The 18,620-nt window shown below is 46.3% G+C and carries 15 protein-coding genes; 2 read left to right on the forward strand and 13 right to left on the reverse strand.

All coding sequences use genetic code 11. The annotated features are described in order from the left end of the window. Window positions 1-118 precede the first annotated feature (118 nt). Window positions 119-1,441, forward strand: a complete 1,323-nt coding sequence (locus OJ16_RS02435; protein ID WP_040986999.1) for an MBL fold metallo-hydrolase — start codon at window positions 119-121, stop codon at window positions 1,439-1,441. Between the two features lie 80 nt (window positions 1,442-1,521). On the opposite strand, the gene OJ16_RS02440 is transcribed toward OJ16_RS02435, so the two are convergent. From OJ16_RS02440 to guaB, 5 genes are all read right to left on the reverse strand, one after another. Then, window positions 1,522-2,430 (reverse strand): DUF808 domain-containing protein, encoded by a 909-nt coding sequence (locus OJ16_RS02440; protein WP_040987002.1) that lies wholly within the window; start codon window positions 2,428-2,430, stop codon window positions 1,522-1,524. A 156-nt stretch (window positions 2,431-2,586) separates the two neighbouring features. Beyond that, window positions 2,587-3,855, reverse strand: a complete 1,269-nt coding sequence (locus OJ16_RS02445; RefSeq protein WP_040987003.1) for an O-acetylhomoserine aminocarboxypropyltransferase/cysteine synthase family protein — start codon at window positions 3,853-3,855, stop codon at window positions 2,587-2,589. 211 nt (window positions 3,856-4,066) lie between these two features. Further along, a complete protein-coding gene (locus tag OJ16_RS02450; RefSeq protein WP_006710170.1) occupies window positions 4,067-4,663 on the reverse strand; it encodes an acetate uptake transporter in 597 nt (198 codons plus the stop codon). 303 nt (window positions 4,664-4,966) lie between these two features. Continuing rightward, window positions 4,967-6,520, reverse strand: a complete 1,554-nt coding sequence (gene guaA / locus OJ16_RS02455; protein ID WP_040987015.1) for a glutamine-hydrolyzing GMP synthase — start codon at window positions 6,518-6,520, stop codon at window positions 4,967-4,969. 112 nt (window positions 6,521-6,632) lie between these two features. Beyond that, window positions 6,633-8,096, reverse strand: coding sequence for an IMP dehydrogenase (gene guaB / locus OJ16_RS02460; RefSeq protein ID WP_040987016.1), 1,464 nt, complete (start codon window positions 8,094-8,096; stop codon window positions 6,633-6,635). A 234-nt stretch (window positions 8,097-8,330) separates the two neighbouring features. Between guaB and xseA the strand changes: the two genes are divergently transcribed. After that, window positions 8,331-9,662 carry an exodeoxyribonuclease VII large subunit gene (gene xseA / locus OJ16_RS02465; RefSeq protein ID WP_040987017.1) on the forward strand — a complete coding sequence of 444 codons (1,332 nt, stop codon included), beginning with the start codon at window positions 8,331-8,333 and terminating at the stop codon, window positions 9,660-9,662. Between the two features lie 122 nt (window positions 9,663-9,784). Here the strand turns inward: xseA and OJ16_RS19705 are convergent, their stop codons facing one another. From OJ16_RS19705 to OJ16_RS02500, 8 genes are all read right to left on the reverse strand, one after another. Continuing rightward, window positions 9,785-10,015: a zinc ribbon domain-containing protein gene (locus OJ16_RS19705; RefSeq protein ID WP_082030204.1), complete on the reverse strand. Its 231-nt coding sequence runs from the start codon at window positions 10,013-10,015 to the stop codon at window positions 9,785-9,787. A 306-nt stretch (window positions 10,016-10,321) separates the two neighbouring features. Beyond that, window positions 10,322-11,224 (reverse strand): alanyl-tRNA editing protein, encoded by a 903-nt coding sequence (locus tag OJ16_RS02470; RefSeq protein ID WP_040987018.1) that lies wholly within the window; start codon window positions 11,222-11,224, stop codon window positions 10,322-10,324. A 106-nt stretch (window positions 11,225-11,330) separates the two neighbouring features. Further along, entirely contained in the window at window positions 11,331-12,818 is a 1,488-nt protein-coding gene (der, locus tag OJ16_RS02475) for a ribosome biogenesis GTPase Der (protein WP_040987021.1), read from the reverse strand. Between the two features lie 186 nt (window positions 12,819-13,004). Further along, window positions 13,005-14,165 carry an outer membrane protein assembly factor BamB gene (bamB, locus tag OJ16_RS02480; protein WP_040987023.1) on the reverse strand — a complete coding sequence of 387 codons (1,161 nt, stop codon included), beginning with the start codon at window positions 14,163-14,165 and terminating at the stop codon, window positions 13,005-13,007. An 11-nt stretch (window positions 14,166-14,176) separates the two neighbouring features. After that, window positions 14,177-14,791, reverse strand: coding sequence for a YfgM family protein (locus tag OJ16_RS02485; protein ID WP_040987025.1), 615 nt, complete (start codon window positions 14,789-14,791; stop codon window positions 14,177-14,179). A gap of 64 nt (window positions 14,792-14,855) precedes the next feature. Further along, window positions 14,856-16,124, reverse strand: coding sequence for a histidine--tRNA ligase (hisS, locus tag OJ16_RS02490; RefSeq protein ID WP_040987027.1), 1,269 nt, complete (start codon window positions 16,122-16,124; stop codon window positions 14,856-14,858). Between the two features lie 35 nt (window positions 16,125-16,159). Continuing rightward, window positions 16,160-17,278, reverse strand: a complete 1,119-nt coding sequence (gene ispG, locus OJ16_RS02495; protein ID WP_040987028.1) for a flavodoxin-dependent (E)-4-hydroxy-3-methylbut-2-enyl-diphosphate synthase — start codon at window positions 17,276-17,278, stop codon at window positions 16,160-16,162. Between the two features lie 8 nt (window positions 17,279-17,286). Further along, window positions 17,287-18,222 (reverse strand): RodZ domain-containing protein, encoded by a 936-nt coding sequence (locus tag OJ16_RS02500; RefSeq protein WP_040987029.1) that lies wholly within the window; start codon window positions 18,220-18,222, stop codon window positions 17,287-17,289. Between the last annotated feature and the right edge of the window lie 398 nt (window positions 18,223-18,620).

Consider the following 18,620-nt stretch of genomic DNA (forward strand, 5'->3'; position numbering starts at 1 on the left):
AATGGTTGCATCAATTTTTGGTCAGATCCTTCTGTGCCTCACAATTACGGCACACGCAGTTGTGTAAAGTTAACTCTGCGGGCAAGTTCATTGGCATAGACAAAAAGGAGAGCCAAAGATGAAAATCATCCATCACGGCGGTAAGGACACCATCACCGGGTCTTGTCATGAACTACGTGCTGATGAGACATCCATTTTGATTGATTGCGGGCTATTTCAGGGAGCGGATGAACGGGCGCTTGAAATTGAGTTTGCCACTGAGCACCTCAATGCGTTGCTACTGACCCATTCACATATTGATCATGTTGGCAGAATACCGTGGTTGCTGGCGAGCGGGTTTACACAACCCATCTATTGCACAGAAGCCACCGCAGAGCTGGTTCCGCTTATGCTAGAAGACGGGCTAAAGCTGCAATTGGGCTTATCGACAAAGCAAACCCAACAAGTCATGAGTCGTTTAAAAGCACAATTGAGACCTCAATCCTATGCTCAATGGTTCTCCTTGCCTTCGAATGGAAAATCAACTCTCAAAGCACGCTTTCAACATGCTGGGCATATTCTTGGTTCGGCCTATATTGAAATTCTCCTACCCAATCAAGAAGTGGTCGTTTTTTCAGGCGATCTTGGGCCCAAAAACACGCCGTTATTGCCCGACCCGATTCCACCAAAACGTGCCGACTATCTCTTCATCGAATCAACGTATTGCCGTAAACATCATGACGACATTCACACCCGATCGCAGCGATTGCTCGCGATCATTGAACGCTCACTCGCCGATGGTGGTGCGATTTTAATACCTGCGTTTAGTGTGGGACGAACCCAAGAGCTGCTCTTTGATATTGAACAACTGATCCATCAGAATAAAATTTCAACCAACCTCCCCATTATTTTAGATTCCCCAATGGCGCAGCAGGTCACCCAATCTTATCGTCGATTTAAAACACTTTGGGGACAAGAAGCAAAAGCGCGCCTTGCCGAACATCGTCACCCATTGGCTTTTGAGCAGTGCATCACCATTGATGATCATCGTAATCACAAACGTTTAGTCAATCGATTAGCGTCGACGGGAGAAGCTGCGATTGTCGTCGCCGCTTCGGGCATGTGCCAAGGCGGGCGCATTATGAACTACTTGCAAGCGCTGTTGCCCGACGATCGCACCGATGTGTTACTGGCTGGCTATCAGGCTCAAGGGACGTTAGGCCGTGCGATTCAAAATGGCGATAAACAGGTTAGCATCGATGGGAAAGAGATTGAGGTAAAGGCGCAAGTCCACACCATGTCAGGGTATTCAGCTCATGCTGATAAAGCCGATCTGTTCGATTTCATTCACGGCATTTCTCTTCCCCCCAAAGAAATTCACTTAATTCATGGCGAATCCGATAACAAAAAGGAATGGGCAAAGGAGCTCAACTCAAAAGGCCATCACTGCGTTATCCGTTAATCGCCTTTCATACACCGATATCTCATTGATACCGCATTGATATCGCATGCAGGCTTGCTCACGAAGATAGCACACAGCCCTTAATGAGTGGCGCGTAAACGGCGATAGCCCGACAGCAAAGCAAGCATAAGAAGACCACTCATGAGGCCGATGATTCCGTTTCCGATCGTCGAGTACGTCGCAGAGAGATAAGGGATCTGCGGCAACACACTAACGACGCTTTCCAGTCCATGGTGTATGAATGACAAGCTATGCACGATAATGCCACCACCGACAAGAAACATCGCGATCGTGCCAACAACCGTCAAAAATTTCATCAGTTTTGGCGCCATAGACACCAAACCATCACCCAGCAAACTTAGCGCCCCTTCACCTTGGCTTTTGCGTTGTAAGTAAAAACCTAGATCGTCCATTTTTACAATGCCAGCCACCAAGCCATAAACGCCTATCGTCATGAGGACGGCAATTAAACTCATCACCAGCACTTGTGTAATGAATGGATGGCCTTGTACTGTTCCTAACGCAATGACAATGATTTCTGCGGATAAAATAAAATCGGTACGAATCGCCCCTTTGATTTTCTGCTGTTCATAGTCGGCGAGATTGTCTGCCGATAAATCAGAGTTATCCGTCGGTTCCGCATCAGAGTGAGGGTGAAAAAGTTTCTCATGCACTTTTTCGGCACCTTCAAAACACAAAAACAAACCGCCCACCAGCAGTAAAGGCGTGATCAACCACGGTGCGATAGAACTAATCAGCAGTGCCGCTGGAACCAATATCAGCTTATTTTTAAACGAACCTTTGGCAACACTCCAGACCACCGGAATTTCTCGCTCAGCACGCACACCGGAAACTTGCTGGGCATTAAGCGCCAAATCATCCCCTAGTACCCCAGCGGTTTTCTTTGCTGCGACTTTCGACATCAAAGCCACGTCATCTAATACCGTCGCAATATCATCAAGAAGGGTTAATAAACTTAAGCCTGCCATTTTCGTTTCCTTATCTTGGAATAGCACTCACTCGTGACTGATCACTTTTTTTAGCGTTTAGATCATCATAGGCTAAAAACACAACGTCTTACTGCCAATACAAAAAAAGCGCCGAATCGGCGCCTTTGATGTTCATTGGTTCAGTCTTCCACAACGTTACGCTTGCAACGCCTGCGTCAGATCATCAAGAATGTCATCGATGTGCTCAATACCCACCGATAAGCGAATCATTTCAGGGTAGACCCCTGCGTTCGCCTGCTCTTCTGTACTCATTTGACGATGCGTGGTTGACGCTGGATGACAAGCTAATGACTTCGCATCACCAATATTGACTAAGCGTTTGAATATCTGCAACGCGTCATAGAATCGTACGCCCGCATCATAGCCATCCTTAAGACCAAATGACAAAATAGCAGAGGGCTTACCTTTCATGTATTTTTCTGCCAATGGATAAAATGGCGAATCCGCAAGACCTGCGTAACTCACCCAACTGACTTTATCATGCTGCTGTAAGAACTCTGCCACCTTAAGGGCATTCTCTGTGTGACGCTCCATACGCAGCGATAACGTTTCTAACCCCTGCATTAACATGAATGCATTCATTGGCGATAACGCAGCACCCGTGTTGCGTAGCGGCACTGTGCGGGCACGACCAATAAAGGCGGCCGGACCGAAAGTGTCGGTATAGACCACGCCGTGATACGACGGCTCAGGTTGATTCATCACCGGGAAGCGCTCTTTATGTTCGGCCCATGGGAATGTGCCGGCATCAATGATCGCCCCACCCAAGGTGGTGCCATGACCGCCTACATATTTGGTCAGTGAATGAACCACAATATCCGCGCCAAATTCAATCGGTTTACATAATGCTGGCGTCGCGACCGTATTATCAACAATCACCGGCACACCTTGAGCGTGTGCGACTTCGGCGACGCGCTCAAGATCAATGATGTTGCCAGCAGGGTTGCCGATACTCTCGCAATACACCGCCTTGGTGTTCTCATCAATCAGCTCAGCGAGACTTTCTGGGTTGTCATCTTTGGCAAAACGAACTTCAATCCCCTGCTTCGGCAGCATGTGAGCAAATAACGTATAAGTTCCGCCATACAGCTGCGGTGTCGAGACAATGTTATCGCCCGCTTCCGCTAAGGTTAAAATGGCATAGTTGATCGCCGCACTGCCTGCACTCACCACCAAACCCGCAATCCCACCTTCCAATGCAGCCATGCGCTTTTCCAACACGTCATTGGTTGGGTTCATGATGCGTGTATAAATATTTCCGGGAACCTCGAGGTTAAATAGATCGGCGCCATGCTGAGCGCTATCAAACTCATACGCGACCGTTTGATAAATCGGGGGCGCGACAGATTTCGTCGTCGGTTCTGTTTCATAACCAAAATGAATCGCTAGTGTTTCGTCTTTCATAACTCATCCGTGATGTGGGTATTAGATAAGTGATAATGCGCTTTTCTGAGTGGTGAATAAAGCACCAAAATCAGGCAATTTGAGCCGCATCTAATCAAACCGCTCTCAATCACAAACGGATCCAATAAAACCTATCGCCGGAAAATAAACATAAAAAAAGGGTTAGCCAAATGGCTAACCCTTAGAAATACAGTGTTGTTCAAACAAACAATTATGCCGCGACTTGCTCAGCAGCAACGATTGGCTTGATACGCTTTTCGCCAACTGGCAGCACTACGCGGCCGAATTCGTTGTTTAGCACTTGAGCCATTGCGAAGTAGATTGCGCTTGCGCCACAGAAAATACCTTCGATACCCGCAATAGTGCCGATAACTGAGCTACCCGTGAAATCACGTGCTGCCAGTAGGAAGAACAGGATAGTCAGGGAACCAAAGACCACTTGTTTCGCAACTGGGTAGCAAAGAGAACCGATAAACATGAAGCCTGTGAAGATACCCCAAAGTGCTAGGTACCAACCCATGAAGCTTGCTGGGCTTGGTGCAAGACCCATGTTAGGCATTACAAGAATACCCACTAGCGTCAGCCAGAAAAGACCGTAAGAAGTGAAAGCAGTGGTACCAAAGGTGTCGCCACGCTTAAAGCACATCATACCAACAAGCACTTGGCCAAGGCCACCGTAGAAGATACCCATTGCTAGGATCATTGAATCGATTGGAAAAAAGCCTGCGTTATGGATGTTAAGCAGGATAGTTGTCATACCGAAACCCATTAGGCCTAGTGGGGCTGGGTTAGCCAGTTTTGTTGACATTGGCGCGTACCTTTCAAAAATGTTTATAAAAATTACGCGCGAATTTTAAGCCACAGCCAGTTAAACACAAGGAGCGGGTTATGAAAACTTAGATTACACAAATACGCAATAAGACGAATATCCCACACTTCAACGCGTTAAAGGAGAAATCAATGGAACAGGCCGCGTCCTGTCGATTATTTAATCTTTATGCGGCCTTTTTGTACAATTAAATAACCTTTACCACTTTGCAAAACTCACACGCGACAGATATAAAAAAACCAGCCCTAAGGCTGGTTCTTATCACAACGTTTTAAGTGGAAATTATTCCCACTCAATCGTTGCTGGTGGCTTACCTGAAATATCGTAAACCACGCGAGAAATACCGTTTACTTCGTTAATGATACGGTTAGAAACCTTACCTAAGAAGTCGTATGGTAGGTGTGCCCAATGAGCGGTCATGAAGTCGATGGTTTCTACTGCACGTAGCGATACAACCCAATCGTATTTACGGCCATCGCCCATTACGCCTACAGAGCGTACTGGTAGGAACACGGTGAATGCTTGAGAAACTTTGTTGTAAAGATCCGCCGCGTGCAACTCTTCAATAAAGATAGCGTCTGCACGACGTAGCAAATCACAGTACTCTTTCTTCACTTCACCAAGAACACGAACACCAAGGCCTGGTCCTGGGAATGGGTGGCGGTAAAGCATGTTGTAAGGAAGACCTAGCTCTAGGCCAATCTTACGTACTTCATCTTTAAATAGCTCACGCAGTGGCTCAACCAAACCCATCTCCATATCGTCTGGCAAACCGCCAACGTTATGGTGAGATTTGATCACGTGCGCTTTGCCTGTTTTAGACGCTGCAGATTCGATTACATCTGGGTAAATCGTACCTTGTGCTAGCCATTTAGCGTTCGTCAGTTTCTTCGACTCTTCATCAAAGATATCAACGAAAACGTGACCAATGATCTTACGTTTCGTTTCTGGATCTGATTCGCCTTCAAGCGCGTTCAGGAAGCGCTCTTCCGCGTCAACTTTAATGATGTTTAGACCAAATTGATCACCAAACATATCCATTACTTGTTGCCCTTCGTTTAAACGAAGTAGACCGTTATCAACGAATACACACGTTAGCTTGTCGCCGATTGCGCGGTGCGCAAGCATTGCCACAACAGAAGAATCCACACCGCCAGATAGGCCAAGAATCACTTCATCATCGCCGACTTGCTCTTTAATACGAGCAACCGCGTCTTCGATGATTGATTCAGAAGTCCATAGACGCTCACAACCACATACGTTCAGTACGAAGTTTTCCAGCATCTTAAGGCCGTTTTTAGTGTGCGTTACTTCTGGGTGGAACTGAACACCGTAGTATTTCTTCTCTTCGTTCGCCATTGCAGCGTAAGGACATGTATCCGTTTGTGCAATTTTAGTGAAGTCAGATGGAATTTCGACAACTTTGTCACCGTGACTCATCCAAACATCTTGCGTTGCTTCAAGGCCTGCGAACAGTGCTGATTCGCCAGTCACTTGTACTGCTGCGTAACCAAATTCACGCTCATCAGAACCTGCAACTTTACCACCAAGCTGTTCTGCCATGGTCTGCATGCCGTAACATACACCAAAGACAGGAACACCTGAGTCAAAGACATATTGAGGAGCTCGTGGAGAGTTTGCTTCCGTTACACTCTCAGGGCCACCCGATAGGATGATGCCATCTGGGTTGAATTCACGAATATCCGCTTCTTCTACATCCCAGCTCCAAAGCTCACAGTAAACACCGATCTCACGAACACGGCGCGCTACTAGCTGAGTGTACTGAGAACCGAAGTCCAGAATCAGAATACGTTGGTCATGGATATTTTTTGTCATTTTGGGCAGTCTTATAAGCTAAGTTATTACAACGGAGGCGAGTTTACCCGCCTCACATTAATGCTTCAAGGAAAAAGCAAACGTTTACGTACGATTAATTCTATCGGAAGAATTAGCCTCTACGGTAGTTTGGCGCTTCCTTAGTGATCTGAACGTCGTGCACGTGAGATTCCGCCATACCTGCACCTGAGATACGAACAAATTCTGCTGTAGTACGCATTGCTTCAATCGTTGCTGAGCCAGTTAGACCCATGCTTGAACGTAGACCACCCATTTGTTGGTGAACGATCTCTTTCAAGTGACCTTTGTATGCGATACGACCTTCGATACCTTCTGGAACTAGCTTGTCTGCTGCGTTATCAGATTGGAAGTAACGGTCTGAAGAACCTTGTGACATCGCGCCTAGTGAGCCCATGCCGCGGTAAGATTTGTATGAACGACCGTTGTAAAGAATCACTTCACCCGGTGCTTCTTCTGTACCTGCGAACATTGAACCAACCATCACACATGATGCGCCGGCTGCGATTGCTTTACAGATGTCGCCAGAGAAACGGATGCCGCCATCAGCGATAACTGGAATGCCGTATTCGTTTGCCACTTCTGCTGCATCTGCAATAGCCGTTACTTGAGGAACACCCACACCCGTTACGATACGAGTTGTACAGATTGAACCTGGGCCAATGCCCACTTTCACTGCGCTTACACCCGCTTCGATAAGGGCTTTAGCGCCTGCGCCTGTTGCTACGTTACCGCCGATGATGTCTAGATCTGGGAATGCTGCGCGAGTTTCGCGGATACGATTTAGAACACCTTCAGAATGACCATGAGAAGAGTCGATAAGTAGAACGTCAACACCGGCTTCAACCAGCGCTTTAACACGCTCTTCGTTACCAGCGCCTGCGCCAACTGCTGCGCCTACACGTAGACGACCTTGCGCATCTTTACATGCGTTAGGTTTGGTTTCTGCTTTGTGGAAGTCTTTTGCGGTAATCATACCGGTTAGTTGGAACTCGTCGTTTACAACCAGTACTTTTTCAACACGAGCACTGTGCATTTTCTCTTGAACTTCTTCACGAGATGCACCTTCTTTAACAGAAGCTAGACGCTCTTTCGGTGTCATTACAATATTCACTTTCTTACTTAAATCAGTAACAAAGCGCACATCACGACCAGTGATGATACCAACAAGCTCGTTGCTTTCAGTCACAACAGGGAAGCCCGCAAAGCCGTGTTTTCTTGTCAATTCAACCACATCCGCGATTGTCGCATCAGGGTGAACAGTGACAGGATGAGTAACAACGCCCGCTTCGAAAATCTTCACTTGGTGAACCATTTCAGCTTGTTGTTCGATAGACATGTTCTTATGAATGAAACCAATACCGCCTTCTTGCGCAAGGGCAATCGCTAGACGAGCTTCAGTAACTGTGTCCATAGACGCAGAAATCATTGGGATGTTCAGAGAAATGTTTTTCGTTAGCTGAGTGCGAAGATCAGCTGTGTTTGGGAGAACAGTGGAGTGAGCTGGCACGAGTAGTACGTCATCGAATGTCAGCGCTTCTTTGGCAATTCTTAGCATTTGCAATATCTCACAATTAAAGGAGTAAAAAAAACAATCCAGGTCCCATCGTTTCGCATAATGAGGGCAATAAGTCAGGGTGACTCGTTACATTTGGATTAGATATTGCGGTGGGATTATACGGTTAACGCATACGCTTGACCACTAGTTTTTTTAATTTTTTTCTTGCATTTACCCCTTTGCTATGTATTATCTTGCCGCTAACTTCCATACTCACGCCCACGGAACTTAGCTGTGTCATCTCTGACCAATCAAAACATCTTCACTGTTTCTCGTCTTAATGCCGAAGTGCGCTTATTACTCGAAAATGAAATGGGGATTGTGTGGTTAGTGGGTGAAATCTCTAACTTCTCTGCACCCGTCTCAGGTCACTGGTACCTCACGCTCAAAGACTCTCGCGCTCAAGTTAAATGCGCCATGTTTCGTGGCAACAATCGTCATGTCAGCTTCAAACCCACTAACGGCAACCAAGTTTTAGTCAAAGCACGCCTCTCACTTTATGAACCGCGTGGTGACTATCAATTGATCATCGAAAGCATGCAGCCTGAAGGTGACGGTCGTTTACAGCAGCAGTTTGAAGAACTGAAGATGAAGTTGGCCAGTGAAGGATTGTTTGCCCAAACCAGTAAGCAAATTTTACCTGAACATCCTAAATGCGTCGGGGTTATCACCTCAAAAACAGGCGCAGCCTTGTTTGACATTTTGGATGTATTAAAGCGCCGTGACCCTTCCCTTCCGGTGGTGATTTACCCTACCATGGTGCAAGGGGAAGACGCTGCGATTCAGATTGCTCAAGCCATTGGTCGCGCCAATACTCGTAACGAGTGTGACGTGTTGATCGTAGGTCGCGGAGGCGGTTCGTTAGAAGATCTATGGTGTTTTAACAACGAGATTGTCGCGCGTACGATCGCAGCCAGCCAGATCCCGATCATCAGTGCTGTCGGTCATGAGATCGATGTGACGATCGCTGACTTTGTCGCGGATATGCGTGCTCCGACCCCTTCCGCCGCGGCTGAGTTAGTCAGTCGTGATAACAGCCATAAAGCGCAAGGTATTGCTGGGCGCGAGCAGAAGTTGTTTGGCGCATGGCGCTACTACCTATCACAGCAAAAACAGCAACTCAATCGCTTACAGCACCGCCTTGAAAGACAGCACCCTAGCCAGCAATTGCAGCGTCAAAGCCAGCAACTCGATGAGCTAGATGGTCGCTTGCAGCGTGCTATGCAAAAATTCGTCGCCCAACGTCAGCAAAAGTTAGAGCGACAGTTACATCGCCTTCAACTCAATTCACCCGCTAAGCGTTTGAGTGCTCAACAAGCCTCGCTCGCACGTGTCGAACAGAAGTTGTTGGATGCTATGGATAGAAAGCTGCTTAATCACCGTCATCAATTGGCCTTAGCCGCAGAGAAGCTCGATGCCGTCAGCCCGCTGGCGACGCTCAAACGTGGTTACTCTATTACGCAAGATGCCCATGGCCAAGTCGTGCAATCAGCAGAGAATGTGAAAACAGGCGACACACTCATCACCCGTTTAGCCGATGGTGAAGTCCGCTCAACCGTCAATTAATTCTGCTCACCGTATTGACGATGCTCTTTCTACGACAAGCTCTTTACAATAAATAATGCCGCTTCTATAAGCGGCATTATTTTTAGGTTCCATAACGAATTCTTTCGCTGCTCTTTGTTTCTCTATTCTGACTTTTGAAATTCAAATCGAACCCGAGATTTCGATTTGAGCTCGTTACAGCGACTGCTATGACAAAAATAGTTCGCTGCCCCACAAGCCTGTAATTTCTCTAACTTTGCCTCACAATCAGGACAAAATGCGATTTTATTAAAATCGGCAGCACAGTGTTGGCAATGGTAACGTCCTTGCCAGTCCAACTCGTTATGGCACTGCGGGCAATGATTCTCGCTCATTTTTCTACTTCCTTATTCAGATTGATCGTATTGTGGATCGACCAATAGACATAGGCTTTGATCTTCGTCACATCACACTATCTCTTGCTTATTGTTGACCAAAGAGCACACCTTCACCCAAGATGATCTTTATAAGATCATCGGCTAAATCCAAGTTGATCAGCGATCACCCCTAAAAAGAATATTTATATCACCACACGCCGAAAGCATAAGTTACATATCCTGCATTTGGATTTAAGACAGATTAATATTCCAATAAGTGGGTTTTAAATCGATATTTCAGCATTTGATAAAAAATATGGGCTTTTAACCCGCAACGATGACATTGGTCTGCATTTCTATGTAATTTAGCGCTGTTTCTTTCAGCGTAACTTGCATGCTTCCTAGATCCGATAGGCCATCAATGTGACTACCACCGCATGGCATCGTCACTGGAATAGACTCACCGAGATCGCAACGCCAGTAGCGAGAGTCAGTAAGGTGATCACCGTCACACACCATGTCAACTTTCGATTGCAACGCAAGCCAGACTTTAACTTGTTGATTAACAAGGATTTCTATTTCAGTTAATTTTTCTACCATCTCCACACTATTCAAACCACGCTTGCGTAATGTCTTACCTAGGCGATAGCTATCAAGGCATTGATCTGGTGTCACAAAACTGGTCTCTTGCGCATAGCTATTAAAATCGTTGTAGCCGTGCGGATCTTTACGGTCGGCTTCTTTACGCCAATAGCCTTCCGTACTCAGAACTTTGTTAAGAGCCAAAAACGCCAGATGACCAGCACTGTGCCCGCGACTCAGCGATTGCTGATAGGCCTTATCAACCGTCAAGGTTACTTTTTCACCCTCTGCCGGTGAAATAGCCGTGGTATTGCTCAAACAATGCACCACGACAAAGACCCAGCCCGGCTCATTGCGTTTTACGGGGATTGCTTTATCCACAAATAACTGACCGTTCGTCAAATTGACCGCACCCACAAAACAATCCTCTACAACGATCGTCTCTCCGCCAATGGTCACTGTTCCCTTATCCGCCGGATGATCAGGCCAAATATGGCTGACTGGATGAAACGGCGTTTGATCGGTCACAAGATAAAGCCATTGGTCATTACGCTCTATAAGCTGAACATTGGCGTCTAGTTGCCATGTTTGGTGACAAAATTGAGTAATCGTTGGATTGATAGAAGTCGTTACGGATTCGGTCATGATAATCGGTGCCATTACTAAGAATAAAAATAAAAATCAAAAGGTTCAGATACAAAAAAAGCGCCTTTATTGTAGGCGCTTTTCTATTTAAACGATCAAACTACCGTTATTTTTTACGATTTTTAACCATGCTCATCATGCGTTTACGGTTACGCTCTTGAGACAGTGTCATCTTCGTTGTTTTGCCTTCAAACGGGTTTTCACTATTCTGGAACTGAATGCGAATAGGTGTACCCATGATCTCTAGCGCTTTACGGTAGTAGTTCATCAAGAAACGCTTGTACGAATCAGGCAGTTCTTTAACTTGGTTACCGTGAATAACGATGATTGGTGGGTTGTAGCCACCTGCGTGCGCGTATTTCAATTTAACACGACGGCCACGTACCATTGGCGGCTGGTGATCATCGGTTGCATTTTTCATGATACGCGTCAGAACAGAAGTACCTACACGCGTCGTTGCCGAGTTGTATGCTTCTTGTACTGATTCAAACAAGTGACCCACGCCTGTACCGTGCAGTGCAGAGATGAAGTGGATACGTGCAAAGTCAACGAAACCTAAACGGCGATCAAGTTCTTTCTTCACTTGCTCTTTAACATCGTTGTTTAGACCATCCCACTTGTTTACCGCCAGTACGATTGAACGACCAGAGTTCAAAGCAAAGCCTAATAGGCTGAGATCTTGATCTGAGATGTTTTCACGCGCGTCGATAACCAATAGCACCACGTTCGCATCTTCAATCGCTTTCAATGTTTTAACCACTGAGAATTTCTCAACGGTTTCATTGATGTTTTTACGACGACGAATACCCGCAGTGTCGATCAATACATATTCACGGCCATCACGTTCCATTGGAATGTAGATAGAGTCGCGAGTCGTTCCTGGCATGTCATACACAACCACACGTTCTTCACCAAGAATACGGTTAGTCAGTGTTGATTTGCCTACGTTTGGACGACCAATGATTGCCATTTTGATTGGCTGATCTTGAAGACGCTTGAATTCTTCTTCTGCTTCTTCTTCGGTGTAATCTAGCTTTTCTTCATCTTCATCGATGAAGTCGGTTAGATCTTCGATTTCGCCTTGTGCATCTGCAATCATTTTTTCTGCAAATGGGTTTAGAGCAAGATCGATAAGTTGACCAACACCACGACCGTGAGCCGCAGCAATTTGGTACATATCACCCATACCAAGTTGCCAGAAATCAGCACTTGCCGCATCAGGGTCAATACCATCAACTTTGTTTACGACCAGCATAGCTGGCTTTTCAATTTTACGTAAATGTGCAGCAATTGATTGGTCTGCTGGCGTTAAACCTGCGCGACCATCTACAAGGAATAGCACCACATCCGCTTCATCAATCGCCGCTAGCGATTGTTGAGCCATTTTGGTTTCTACACCTTCTTCCGAACCATCAATACCACCGGTATCGATGACGATAAAATCATGCTCACCAAGCTTCGCTTGGCCATATTTACGGTCACGAGTTAAGCCAGGGAAGTCCGCAACAAGCGCATCACGCGTACGAGTTAAACGGTTAAACAACGTAGACTTACCTACGTTTGGACGCCCTACCAGAGCAACAACAGGAACCATAACAACCTCTACAATATTCTTTTCTTATGTAGTTATAGGTAACGACTGACAACTTTGCTTGTTGCCAAGCTCATCACCAAATAGTTACCTATAACCACAACTTTAGGATTAAACACTTGTTTTATATGAACAAAACGGCCCCAATCTGTCACCAGAAAGGAGCCGAATGTGAATTATATCACGAAATTATTGACTGATCGTTAGTTTCTTTACATCGCCATCGCGAGTAACAACCACATAACCATCATCCAGCTGCACTGGCGGGACCGCAAAACCACTGCTATCCACTTCTTGTTGTGCAACAAACTCCCCTGTCGCGCGCTCGATCCAGTAAAGATAACCTTCACTGTCACCCACGACGAGGTAGTTATCAATCACTTTTGGCGCCGTGACTAAGCGGTGCTCAAGTTGCTTGTTCTTCCACAACTCGGTGCCACTTCGTGCATCAACGGCCACGAGATGATCTTTATCTGTAACGACAAACAAACGGCTGCCGTCACTCGCTAGATCCGTCGCTGAAGAATAGCTGCGTTTCCAAGCCGGTTGACCTGAGCGCAATTCGATCGCGGTTAGCTGACCGTTATAACCCACAATGTACAGCGTTCCGCCAATCACCACCGGAGAAGCATCAACATCGACAATGCGGTCAATTTCCGTTGCCCCTTTTGGTGTCCCGATTGGCTGCTGCCAAATCAGTTGACCATGCTGAACAACTGCGGCTGCAAGACGACCATTCGCCGTTCCCCAGAAGATACCGCCAGAGACAGCAACCGGCGCACTGTTACCACGCAAAGTTAGGTTCGGAACTTCAGTACCAATCGCCCATTTTTGCTCGCCGGTAACTTGATCAAGTGCCAGCAAAAAGCCTTCGCTGGTATGCACAATAACCAGGTTATCGTCTGTAGCAGGTGCCGCTAGCACTTCACCTTGTACTTTAACACGCCAAATAAGCTCGCCCGTGTCTTGGTCAAGCGCAATCACTTCACCATTTTCACTGCCGATGTATAACTTATCGTATGCTGCACTAATGCCGCCCGAAAGACGCGCTGGAACATCTTGCTCCAATTCGGCTTCCCAAAGTGTTTCACCACTTTCTGGGCTGAGTGCTTTCACAACGCCATCACGGCTCGCAACGAACACTTTTCCATAAGCAAATTCAGGCGAGAGTTTTGAGAAGTACTGGTCAACCCCGTCTCCTACTGAAGTGCTCCACACTGATGTTGGTGTGAATTCACTTTCAACTTGAGGCACGGGCGCCATGATGATGGTGTCTTCTTCACTCGCACAACCGGCTAAAACGCCTAAAATGGCAGCGGCGGTTAAGGCCTTGTTCAGCATTTTCTTCATCCAAAAGATCCTTACTTGGCGAGATCATCCAATTTCATTTTCAGTACTTCTGTCGCATCACCGGCTTGTTGTGCTTCGGTATATGCGGCATAAGCACCTTCTGCATCGCCTTTACGCAGTAAGATATCGCCTTTTAGCTCTTCAACACGACCCGTCCAACCCGAGTCAGTGATGTTTGCTAGCTGTGCGATTGCGCTATCAAAATTACCTTGCTCAGCTTGAAGACGTGCAAGACGGAAATTGATCACCGCCAGTAGCGCCTGATCTTGAGTTGCGTCTTTTGCCCATTGAAGTTGGCTGATTGCATCATCCAATTTGTTTGCTTCAACTTGTACTTTCGCTAACTGAAGTGCTGCTAATACGCTGTACTCTGAATCACCATTCGCTTCAATAAAAGACTGTACTTGCGTTTCAGCTTGCGCACCTGTCGCCGCTAAACTTTCAATCGCTTTGGTGTAGCTAGCCGAAGCTGCTTCTTGAGCCGCGATCGTTGTATCTTGGTAGTAACGCCAGCCAAATAAACCACCTAGGCCGATCACTGCACCAAAGATCACGGCTTTGCCGTTTTCTTTCCACCAATCTTTGATCGCTTCAACTTGTTGTTCTTCGGTATCGTAGAGTTCCACTTCCTGTCCTCTTAATATCAGAAAAGTGGCGATTCAGATCGCCACTTTCAAAATTTAAATTCGATTAGATAAATTCAGCCAATTTTGCGATAACTTCAGCTTGGGTATACGTTTCTTGCGTACCGCCAACTAAGTCTTTTAGTACCACGGTGTTGTCTGCAACTTCGTTTTCACCCAATACAAGTGCAACCACTGCGCCCACTTTATCAGCACGTTTGAATTGCTTTTTAAAGTTGCCACCACCAAAGTGGTTCATAACACGTAGACCTGGTACTTGTTCGCGTAGCTGTTCAGACAGCTTCATGCCCGCCATCATCGTACCTTCGCCAGCGGTCACCATGTAAACATCAACACTGCGGCGTACGTCAGTCAGTTCTAGTGTTTCAAGCATCAATACCAGACGCTCTAGACCCATTGCAAAACCCACTGCAGGTGTTGACTTACCACCTAGTTGTTCAACTAGACCGTCGTAACGACCACCACCACAAACCGTACCTTGAGAACCAAGGCTCTCAGTGACCCATTCAAAGACCGTGCGGTTGTAATAATCAAGGCCACGAACTAGGCGTTCGTTAACGTTGTATTCGATACCTGCAGCATCAAGAAGTTCACACAAACCGGCAAAATGTTGCTTAGATTCTTCGCCTAAGTACTCAGAAAGACGAGGAGCATCACCTAAAATAGCCTGAACGTCAGGATTCTTCGTATCCAGAACACGCAGTGGGTTAGTGTGCATGCGACGCTTACAATCTTCATCTAGCACGTCGATATGTTGCTCAAGGAATGCAACCAATGCCGTGCGGTACTCTCCGCGATCTTCTTGAGAACCGATAGAGTTAAGCTCAAGACGAACGTGCTTATCGATGCCTAACTCACGCCATAGGCGTGCTGTCATCATAATAAGTTCAGCATCAACATCTGGACCATTTAGACCAAATACTTCAACACCACACTGGTGGAATTGACGGTAACGACCTTTCTGCGGACGCTCATGGCGGAACATAGGCCCCATGTACCACAGACGCTGTTCGTCACGGTTGATCAGGCTGTTTTCAATACATGCACGTACACAACCCGCTGTACCTTCAGGGCGAAGCGTTAGGCTATCGCCGTTACGATCATCAAAGGTGTACATTTCTTTTGAAACGACGTCGGTCTCTTCACCAACCGCGCGGCTGAATAGGTTTGTTTCTTCAACGATTGGCATGCGCACTTCGTTATAACCGTATGCGCTAACTACGTTTTTCACTGTGTTTTCAAGTTTTTGCCACAGTGGTGATTGAGTTGGGAGACAGTCGTTCATGCCTCGGATTGCTTGAATAGTTTTTGCCACAATAATTACCGTAATTTGTATTACTTCGTTGAAATTTAGTCTTGAACTTTAATGTCGATGCGGTTGCTTTCGTCCATCAGTGCCGCTTTGGCGCGAATTTTCGCTTCCAAAGTTGCCACAAGGTCTTGGTTATCAAGACGCTCTTTTTGACGCTTGCCATCTTCGTAGAAAGCACTTTTGTTGCTGCTGCCTGCGAGACCAAGGTGAGAAACTTCTGCTTCACCAGGACCGTTCACCACACAACCAATGATCGATACGTCCATTGGCGTAATAATGTCTTCTAAGCGCTCTTCAAGCGCGTTCACTGTATTAATCACATCAAATTCTTGACGTGAACAGCTTGGACAAGCAATAAAGTTGATGCCACGTGAGCGAATACGCAGTGACTTCAAAATATCGAAGCCCACTTTAATTTCTTCAACTGGGTCTGCCGCCAAAGAAATACGCAATGTATCGCCGATGCCTTCCGCCAACAACATGCCCAAGCCTACCGATGACTTCACCGCACCCGCTCGGGCACCGCCAGCTTCAGTAATACCTAAATGCAGTGGTTGATCGATCTGCTTCGCGAGCAAGCGGTATGAATCCACCGCAAGGAACACATCTGAGGCTTTCACGCTCACTTTGAATTGATCAAAGTTAAGACGATCAAGAATATCGACGTGACGCATTGCCGATTCAACTAACGCCGCAGGGGTTGGCTCGCGGTATTTCATCTGGATTTCTTTTTCCAGAGAACCACCGTTTACACCAATGCGAATAGGAATGTTTTTGTCACGCGCACAGTCAACAACCGCACGAATACGCTCTTCGTTACCGATATTGCCCGGGTTAATGCGTAAACAGTCCACCCCGTATTCTGCGACTTTTAGTGCGATACGGTAGTCAAAGTGAATGTCTGCCACGAGGGGCACATTCACTTGTTGTTTGATCAATTTAAATGCTTCAGCAGCATCCATAGTAGGAACGGATACGCGTACGATATCTGCACCCACTTTTTCTAACGCTCGAATTTGGGCAACAGTCGCTTCCACGTCTGTTGTTCTGGTGTTCGTCATTGATTGCACCGCAATCGGTGCGCCGTCACCAATAGGCACATCGCCCACGTAAATTCGAGTCGATGGGCGACGTTTGATAGGAGATTCGTATTGCATAATCGTATCTAAGGTAAGGTGAATCGTGCTACTTTGCCTGAAGTATACCCAGAAAGGTCGACAGGTTCACTCGCTAATGTAATAGAAACGTTTTCAGGTGCGCCTAAAATAACTTTATAAGGCTTTTTACCTTCAACTTGTAATGTTTGTCCGGCTTTCTTAATGCCAGTCTCTAACGTTTTTCCGGTCGCATCTTTGACTTGTATCCAGCAATCATCGCTGAATGCCATGGTCATTAAATTGGTACTGACAATTTCAGCAGCCGGTGGGGTGATCTCTTCTGTAATCGTCGCATTATCGGCTTGAACCGCGTCAGATTCATTGTTGATTTCTGTGTCAACCGCGTCTGTCGTTACTGGCTCTGCCGGCGATAACGAATCAACTTCGCCAACGGGCTCTTCTGTCGCTAACGCATTTTCTGCATCTGCCACTGATTCGGTTTGGATATCCGGTGCGTTTTCTGAGGCCGATGCCACCAGCGCAGGTTCATCCGCAATCACAACTTCGACAACATCTTTTTGCTGATTTTGCCACCACCACACAGATGAAATCGCGACGATGACCGCCACAATCCCCCAGGTCAGTGCCATGATGCGACTGTCGTGCCTTTCACGATTGGTTTTTCGTGAGAAGCTCTTCATTGGTTGCTCTTGAGGTTGAGAGCCCAAACACTCATCTAAGGCAGAAAGAACTAAGTCTTCATCTACCCCAACGACTTTGGCGTAAGAACGCAAATAGCCGCGAGTGAATGTGGCAACTTGATCCGCTTCAAAATGATTATTTTCAATTTGTTCAATCAAAGCAACACGCAAACGTAAGCGATCAGCAATCTGCTTTTGCGATAGGCCAAGTTCTTCACGTTTCTGTTTTAGTATTGTACCCGCTTCAACTCGGATAGCGTTTACATTGTCTTCTGTTGCTGGAGTTGGTTGATCCGCGTTCATAGTTCTCTTTCTCTGGTTTACATTGAAACATCCATTTTTATTATTTTTTGTTCGTCGTTGGATTTGCTCAATGTCATTCAATGCGCTAATCAATCTACTGATTTAAAGACGTCTTGCGAGCAAGATATGCAATTCAATCATCAGTAGATCGCCTCTCCTTATTACCGAACCGTTTTCTGTGCAATGCAACAGAGGGTACGGTTATAGGTATAACTGTTAATTCTAATAGATATCAAGCACGAAACAACACAACTAAGAGAGATAAATTACAGCAAGCTCAAGGTTTTTCTAAAAACTGACATTCTAAGTGGATAAAAAGCCAACAAACGTCGACAAATGACTTAAAAATACGATGAGCGCTGTTTTCTCAATCAAATAAAAAGCCAGAGCAAATGCTC

It is taken from the genome of Vibrio renipiscarius, from assembly GCF_000827885.1.
Taxonomy (GTDB): Bacteria; Pseudomonadota; Gammaproteobacteria; order Enterobacterales; family Vibrionaceae; genus Vibrio; species Vibrio renipiscarius.